This window comes from Scytonema sp. UIC 10036 (genome assembly GCF_009725235.1).
The window spans coordinates 1-5,269 of sequence record NZ_WJFC01000377.1 but is presented as its reverse complement, the minus strand read 5'-3'; the positions used below and the strand labels follow the sequence as shown (position 1 = coordinate 5,269).

Below are 5,269 nucleotides of genomic sequence, written 5' to 3'. Positions count from 1 at the left end.
TCCCCTTTACAAGGGGAGGGTTAGGGTGGGGTAGATTTTACTCATGCAACCAAGGTGTCAAATGAGGTTGCCAAGCAACCAATTCGTCTTCCTTAAACCACAGGGAAACTTCTCGTTGTGCTGTTTCAATAGCATCGGAACCGTGGATGAGGTTGCGACCAATATTTATGCCGAAGTCACCTCGGATGGTTCCTGGTTCTGCTGTTAAGGGATTTGTTGCGCCAATTAACTTTCTAGCGGCGGCGACAACGCCTTCTCCTTCCCAAACCATCGCTACAACCGGGCCTGAAGTGATAAACTCGACCAGGCTGCCAAAGAAAGGTCTTTCTTTGTGAACATCGTAATGTTGTTCAGCCAATTCTCGGGAAGGTTTGACAAACTTTAAACCAACGAGGGTAAAGCCTTTAGTCTCAAAGCGGCGGATGATTTCACCAATGAGTCCGCGCTGTACGCCATCGGGCTTAATTGCTAAAAATGTGCGTTCCAAAGCTATCTCCTCAAATTAAGTAAATTGGTTATTGGTCATTGGTCATTGGTCATTGGTTATTGGTCATTGGTTATTGGTCATTGGTCATTGGTCATTAGTTCTTAACAAAGGACAAATGACACTTGACAAAGGACAAATGACGCTTGACAAATGACAAATGACACTTGACAAATGACAAAGGACAATCTGAGATTATCTCAGAAAGTATCTCCGAATGCATATGCGCTTCGGAATGAATACGATACATTGTATTCTCGTGGGTGAAACAAAAAGGTCAGGAAAGAAATGCGTGGTGATTTAACGACTACTACATCAGACGAGGTGGTGAAACCTCCCTCTAATGCAACCAAAGCCGAAATAAGAGCACAAAAACAACAAAAACAGCTGCCTACGGCTACCAATTCCGATGGAAATCGTACTTGGAAAATCGAGGATAGCGAAGCACTGTATCGGATAGAAGGTTGGGGTGAACCCTACTTTTCTATCAATGCTGCGGGTCATATCACTGTTTCTCCTAAGGGCGATCGCGGTGGTTCTCTAGACTTGTACGAACTGGTGAATGCTCTCAAGCTGCGTAACTTGGGGCTTCCTATCTTAATACGGTTTTCCGATATTCTGGAAGACAGGATCGAACGGTTGAACGCTTGTTTCGCCAAAGCTATCGCTCGCTATAACTATCCTGGCGTTTACCGTGGTGTCTTTCCTGTCAAATGCAACCAGCAACGGCACTTAATTGAAGATTTGGTGCGTTTTGGCAAACCCCATCAATTTGGTTTGGAAGCTGGTTCCAAACCAGAGTTAATGATTGCTTTAGCTCTACTGGATACCCCAGGAGCATTGCTGATTTGCAATGGCTACAAAGACCGGGAATACATTGAAACGGCAATGCTGGCTCAAAGGCTCGGACAAACGCCGATTATCGTTTTAGAGCAAGTTGAAGAAGTGGATCTCGTTATTGAGGTCAGCCAGCAGTTGGGGATCAAACCTATTGTTGGTGTGAGAGCTAAATTGAGCACCCAAGGAATGGGACGGTGGGGAACTTCCACTGGCGATCGCGCTAAATTTGGTTTGACCATTCCAGAAATCATGCAAACTGTTGATAAGTTACGCGATGCTAACTTGTTGGAATCCTTGCAGTTACTTCATTTCCATATTGGCTCGCAAATTTCTGCTATTCATGTGATTAAAGATGCCATCCAAGAAGCCAGCCGTATCTACGTAGAATTGGCGACTCAAGGGGCAAACATGAAATACTTGGATGTTGGTGGTGGTTTGGGTGTAGATTATGACGGTTCTCAAACCAACTTTTACGCTTCAAAAAACTACAATATGCAGAACTATGCCAATGACATAGTTGCTGAATTAAAAGATACCTGTGCGGAGAAGAATCTCCCCGTACCAACACTGATTAGTGAAAGCGGACGTGCGATCGCCTCCCATCAATCTGTTTTGATTTTTGACGTTCTCAGTACCAGTGAAGTTCCCGGTGACCCACCAGAACCTCCCCAAGAAGGAGAGTCGCCCATCATCACTTATATGTGGGAAACTTATCAATCGTTAAACGAAGAGAACTATCAAGAGTTTTACCACGATGCGACTCAATTTAAAGAAGAAGCAATCAGCCGCTTTAAATTAGGGATTTTAAGTCTCAGAGAACGTGCCAAAGCAGAAAGGCTCTACTGGGCTTGCTGTCAAAAAATTCTGGGGATCACTCACAAGCAGGAATACGTGCCCGACGAGTTGGAAGACCTAGAAAAAATTATGGCTTCCATCTACTATATCAATCTTTCCGTGTTTCAATCCGCACCAGATTGCTGGGCAATTGACCAATTGTTCCCCATCATGCCCATACATCGCTTGAGTGAAGAACCAACGCAGAGAGCTATCCTCGCAGATCTAACCTGCGATAGCGATGGCAAAATTGACCGTTTTATTGACTTACGCGATGTCAAATCGGTTTTGGAACTGCACAAGTTCAAGTCCGGAGAACCCTACTACTTGGGTATGTTCCTCAATGGAGCCTACCAAGAAATTATGGGGAATTTACACAACCTCTTTGGTGATACCAATGCAGTTCACATCCAATTGACGCCCAAGGGATATCAAATCCAACACGTTGTCAAAGGCGACACTATGACTGAGGTCGTGAGCTACGTACAGTATGATGCAGAAGATATGGTAGAAAGTATTCGTCAGCGATGCGAACAAGCTTTGATAGAAAATCGGATTACTCTCGCAGAGTCTCAAAAATTGTTACAAACTTACGAACAAAGCTTGCGAAGATATACGTATTTAGCAAGTTAGTTGTTAGTTGTTAGTTGTTAGTTGTTAGTTGTTAGTTGTTAGTTGTATGTAAACCATGAGCTACTAACCACTAACTACTAACCACTAACCATTAACCACTTACGTTACAGGAGCATTTGTTCCTAACAATTCAGCGATCGCTTGTCGTTCGACTGGAGTATGGGATGGCGGCTCTTGACGAGCATCGGTAATCAGCCAATCTAAAGCTGCGGCTTGCACGTCTATCGTGGCTCCTGTTTTGTCCACGCAGTAACGACCATATACCAATTTATCAACCAGTCTGACTCCCGGACCCAATCGAGACCAATCAAAGATGACGCTATTTTCCACTGTTGCGCCACTGCACACCCAGCAATTGGGACCGATCATTGTAGGACCGACAATTTTTGCACCATCTTCAATTCGGGTCATACCGCCAATGTAAACCGGACCCGTGATATCCACTTTGTCCCAGTTGACAGCAACATTCATGCCAGTGTAAATGCCTGGGGCGACTTGATGCCCCGGAATTTGGACATTTTTGATTTCTCCTGACAGCACACCGCGAACGGCTCGCCAGTAATCTGGAACTTTACCAATATCTACCCATTCAAAGTCCATTGGAATAGCGTAGAAAGGAGCACCAACTTCAACTAATTTCGGGAATAGCTGACTCCCAATGTCATACTCTACTCCTGAAGGAATATAATTGAAAATTTCTGGCTCAAAGATGTAAATACCCGTGTTAATATTCGTGCTAAGTGCTTCTTCTACCTTAGGTTTTTCTTGGAAAGCCTTGACCCGACCTTCTTCATCTGTAACCACAACTCCATAGCTAGAAACTTCTTCTTGTGGAACAGATTTCATAATGATAGTGGCAATAGACCCCTTTTCTCTGTGCCACTTCACTGCTGCTGTTAAGTCTAGGTCAATCAGAGCATCACCGCACAATACCACAAAAGTATCGTCGAAAAATGGGTAGAAATCCTGAATTTTCCGCATTCCTCCAGCAGAACCAATGGCTTCTCCGACAAGAGTACCATCCACAATGCGACCTTCAAAAGAATAGGCAATTTGCACGCCAAACCGTTGACCATCGCGAAAATAACTCTCTATTTCGTCTGCTAAATGGCTGACATTGACCATAATTTGGTCAAACCCATGCTGGCGTAGAAGTTCCAGCAAGAATTCCATCACTGGCTTTTGCAAGATAGGAATCATCGGTTTGGGAATTGTGTAGGTAATCGGACGGACGCGAGTACCTTTACCTGCTGCGAGAATCATCGCTTTCATATCTCTTATTCCTCAACCACAAGCCAGTTTACTGTTATCATTTGATACTTCATCATTAGTGTATTTCCGCATTGTTGTCATCCCTAAAAGCACTGAGTGCAACGACTGCACGACAGAGCACTTCTAGGCATGGGAAACAAATATGAAGTGTAAAGTATGAAGTATAAAAAAAGCATAAAATCTAAAGTGCCAAGTATGAAAATTTTATACCTTAGCTAAGAACCTTGATACTTTATACGTTTTTTCATCTTTCATACCATTACCTTCATCCTTTATAATTTGTATTGGTCATTTTTCCAATTGAACTAGATTTTAAGGTTTGCTGAAGCCATCATAGCGAACCATCACATAACAATGTTGTATATCCTTAATTTAAAGGTCTATCCGTAGTGCTTGGTGAATCGGTGAGTAACCGGATTTTTAGCTCTTTGTAGAATTCTTCCTGAGCAAGTTCTACTTTAGACTGAGCACAAAGCAGTAGTAATGCCCAAAAAACACTAACCATATGGTTTTCGTGCGAATGCTCTGTTGTACTCTTTTGTTGCGGTTGCTTTGCTTGAGTCCATAACTCCACCAGTTGTTCTAGATTTAACCAATTTTTCTCCAAATTTAACTCTGGAGTCATAAGGCGTAAAACTTGCTCGAGTTCTGAAGCCACTTCTGTCAGATTTTCCTGGTGAGCCAATTCTAAAGCAGCCTTCATGGACTGAAGGGTGGGTTGGCGTCGAGTACGAGCAGGCTTATTCGGTTTTTCTACTAGCTGCAACTGTTCTGCCATGACTTGCAACTGTTCTATCAGTTCTTGCAAAGTCACGCGGCGTTTTGATGGAGGCATAGCTGCAGGGCGGCGGCGCAGATGACGTTCTAATGGCAGGCGCTGATGGTGAGAAGTAACTCCATCTTCACTTTCCAGTAGAGCTTCTTCAGTAACTTCTTGTTCCTCTACAGCTGCTTGCAACTGCATCAAAGTATTTGCCTTAAACAATACCAGTTTTGATGCCGACAAAAAAGCCTGACCCGATTGTGATAAATCGGTTTCATACCCTCTTGTTGCAGTTTCCGGTGCCATGAGCTCTAAGTAACTATCAATAACTTCAATCACCTTGACATCCCAAGGATCGATTTCCCCTTGTTCAGCCTGGTAAATGAGTAACGTAATTGTTTCTAATAGCTCAGCAGCGTCCATTGAGTGGTTGGGGAGTAGGG

Annotated in this window: 4 protein-coding genes; 1 reads left to right on the top strand and 3 read right to left on the bottom strand. The window is 43.6% G+C overall.

All coding sequences use genetic code 11. The features are described 5' to 3' along the window. Positions 1 to 37: 37 nt before the first annotated feature. Positions 38 to 487, bottom strand: coding sequence for a nucleoside-diphosphate kinase (gene ndk, locus F7734_RS60410; protein WP_155753701.1), 450 nt, complete (start codon positions 485 to 487; stop codon positions 38 to 40). 285 nt (positions 488 to 772) lie between these two features. On the opposite strand from ndk, the gene speA reads away from it, so the two are divergent. Further along, entirely contained in the window at positions 773 to 2,791 is a 2,019-nt protein-coding gene (gene speA, locus F7734_RS60405; RefSeq protein WP_155753700.1) for a biosynthetic arginine decarboxylase, read from the top strand. A 99-nt stretch (positions 2,792 to 2,890) separates the two neighbouring features. On the opposite strand, the gene F7734_RS60400 is transcribed toward speA, so the two are convergent. Beyond that, entirely contained in the window at positions 2,891 to 4,063 is a 1,173-nt protein-coding gene (locus F7734_RS60400) for an NDP-sugar synthase (RefSeq protein WP_155753699.1), read from the bottom strand. A 367-nt stretch (positions 4,064 to 4,430) separates the two neighbouring features. Then, positions 4,431 to 5,249 carry a ScpA family protein gene (locus F7734_RS60395; protein ID WP_155753698.1) on the bottom strand — a complete coding sequence of 273 codons (819 nt, stop codon included), beginning with the start codon at positions 5,247 to 5,249 and terminating at the stop codon, positions 4,431 to 4,433. Between the last annotated feature and the right edge of the window lie 20 nt (positions 5,250 to 5,269).

Excerpts from the sequence above, each read along its gene's own strand:
- F7734_RS60395 (WP_155753698.1), bottom strand. The coding sequence starts at position 5,249 with ATGGACGCTGCTGAGCTATTAGAAACAATTACGTTACTCATTTACCAG.
- speA (WP_155753700.1), top strand. The coding sequence starts at position 773 with ATGCGTGGTGATTTAACGACTACTACATCAGACGAGGTGGTGAAACCT.
- F7734_RS60400 (WP_155753699.1), bottom strand. The coding sequence starts at position 4,063 with ATGAAAGCGATGATTCTCGCAGCAGGTAAAGGTACTCGCGTCCGTCCG.